This window comes from Streptomyces sp. NPDC002265 (genome assembly GCF_040296125.1).
Lineage (GTDB): Bacteria > Actinomycetota > Actinomycetes > Streptomycetales > Streptomycetaceae > Streptomyces.
On record NZ_JBEOWS010000625.1, the window covers coordinates 1 to 2,463 of the forward strand.

At 69.2% G+C, this 2,463-nt stretch carries 3 protein-coding genes; 1 reads left to right on the forward strand and 2 read right to left on the reverse strand.

From position 1 onward, the window contains the following. Positions 1-207, forward strand: a 207-nt coding sequence (locus tag ABT085_RS45670; protein WP_351622990.1) for a hypothetical protein, incomplete at its 5' end; no start/stop codon positions are given. 14 nt (positions 208-221) lie between these two features. On the opposite strand, the gene ABT085_RS45675 is transcribed toward ABT085_RS45670, so the two are convergent. Further along, positions 222-1,796: an oleate hydratase gene (locus tag ABT085_RS45675; RefSeq protein WP_351622993.1), complete on the reverse strand. Its 1,575-nt coding sequence runs from the start codon at positions 1,794-1,796 to the stop codon at positions 222-224. 171 nt (positions 1,797-1,967) lie between these two features. Further along, positions 1,968-2,381 (reverse strand): HPF/RaiA family ribosome-associated protein, encoded by a 414-nt coding sequence (locus tag ABT085_RS45680; RefSeq protein WP_351622996.1) that lies wholly within the window; start codon positions 2,379-2,381, stop codon positions 1,968-1,970. Positions 2,382-2,463 lie beyond the last annotated feature (82 nt).

Sequence of the window (2,463 nt, forward strand, 5' to 3'; positions counted from 1 at the left end):
GAACAGGGGGGAAGGGGCCCGGCGGACAGACCCGACCGGGCCGACACCCCTGCCCGAAAGAGCCCCCACCTGCTGTTATTTACGCGTCAGAGTCACTCACTCGCAGTTGTGCTGTTCGCGCGTGATGTCGACGCCGCCGTAACGGCTTTGGAAGAGTCAGGCATCGGGAATGGCAGTCGGATCCTGACGGTGGACGACCTTGAGTGAGGCGACGTCGGTGATCACCGGCGGTGCATGGTCTCCAGCGCGGCGGCCAGTACATGGGGGTCGTGGTGGCCCTTGTAGACCGCGGGCGGCTGCTTGTCCAGCTTCAGGAGTTGCGCCACCGCCGCCCACGCGGTGCGCACGGAGTACTCGACGGTGAAGACGACGTCGTCGGGCACCTCGGCGAACTGTCCGACGAAGGCGAGGTTCACCGATCCCTCGGGCACCACCCGGGGCCGGTCGTCGCGGCGACGGGTCAAGAACTGGCTGGTGATGTACGGCATCACGCAGGGCACGACGGTGGAGGTCGCGAGAATGCGGGCCGCCGTGCGCGCGTCGAACGGGAGGTGGTGCAGGATCTCTTCGAGGATCTCGCGCCCGGTGCACATGGTCATCGGCTTGGGCGTCTGGTTGCCGGTGCGGTCGGGGAACAGGCCGTAGCCCCACCAGACGCCGACGCCCTCGGGCTGGTCGCGGTAGACGGGCTGGCGGTTGGCGACGAGGGTGAGCAGCCAGTTCGACTCGGTGAAGGTCATCAGGCCGCCCTTGCCTGTCGGCCGGCCGCTGAACTCCTCCAGCGCCTTCAGGAAAACGGGGTCCTTCGTAGTGACCGTGAAGGACTCCCAGCGGGACTCCTTCACGTGTTTGTCGAAGACGGCCGGGTCACCGAAGTTTTCGCGGCCGCGGGCCAGTCGGTGCCACAGCAGCCAGGCGTCCGAGCGCTGCGGGGCAGGCGGGGGCGCGGAGGTGTGCGAGCCGAGGCTGGAAGCGTCGGTCATGGAGCCGTTGGTGACGAACACCAGGTCCTCGGGTGTGACGGCGATCTTCTCGTCTCGGCCGCCCCGGCTCAGGTGGATGGTCTCGACCGTGCCGCTCCCGATGCCCGGGGTGAACCCGAGGTCGGTGACGCGGCAGCCGGTGTGCACGGTGACACCGCGCTCGCGGAGCCAGGCGGTCAGGGGCCGGATGATGGAGTCGTACTGGTTGTAGCGGGTCCGGTGGATACCCGACATGGCGGCGAACTCGGAGAACAGGTGGACGAAGCGCCTGAGGTAGCGGCGGAACTCGATCGCGCTGTGCCAGGGCTGGAAGGCGAACGTGGTGCACCACATGAACCAGAAGTTGGTGGTGAAGAAGTGTTCGCCGAAGCAGTCGGTGATCCGCTTGCCGTCCAGGTGCCCTTCGGGGGTGGCCAGGCAGCGGACCAGCTCCAGCCGGTCGCGCTCGGAGAATCCCATCGAGGTCGTGTCGATGATCTTGCCGTCTCCGTCGACGAGGCGGGCGATGTCGTCCCACGCGAAGTCCTCGTGTCCGGCCAGGATCTCCTCGGTCACGGAGACGGCGGGGTCGTCGAGGGTGGGGATACCGGACAGCAGGTCGTAGGTGCAGCGGAACTCGGCCTCGAACATCCGCCCGCCGCGCATCGTGTAACCGGCGTCCGGCGTGCCGCCCGCGTCCAGACTGCCGCCGAGGGTCCGCTGCTCCTCGAAGAGGTGGATGTCGGATCCCTCGAGCCCGCCGTCACGGATCAGGAACGTCGCCGCAGCCAGCGCCGCGATCCCACTGCCCACCAGATATGCCTTCGCCATCACACAACTCCTCGTTCTCGCAGCCCGTTCGGGAAGCGTGGGTCCACGGTGTCCTGCGGTCCGGGGTCACGTCAGTGGGCCATTGGTCACCTCACTGGTCCGGGCGGCCCTTGTAGGGGGCCCGGCGGCCCGGCCGCTGGACTGTGACTGGCCGGGCCTCCTGCCACTGCTGCGTCACGTCGTGCCGGAACCGTCTGCCGTGGCGCCGGGTCCTGCACCGGGAACCGGCTGTCCGCCTCCGCCGCGCCACGGCGGGGCCGTCGTCCGGTTCCCTGCGTCCCGCGTGTGCGCGGCCTTGTCGGTCTGGCGGCGTAGCCGGTCCTGGAGCCGGTCGACGGCCTCCGTGCCCGTCGCCTCCTCGGCGAACGCGACCACTTGACGACCGCCGATGTGCAGGTCGGCCGTGGCCGACCACCGGTGGCCGGCGGCCGCTCGCACGAGATGCACCTCGCCACTGACGGCGGGTAGGCCGGGCCGGCCCACGAGGGCGTCGATCTTCGTACGGGCGTAGGCCAGGGTCTCCTGGTCCACGGCGCCCTCGGAGCGCAGCCGGACGAGGGGGGTCTCCTGGGCGTGGTTGGTGGTCATCGGGGCTCTCCTTCGTGGATACCCCTGCCTTCAGGCAGGGGAGGAAACGAAGCTCCTGCGGAGCAGGGCAGGAAGCCGGTTC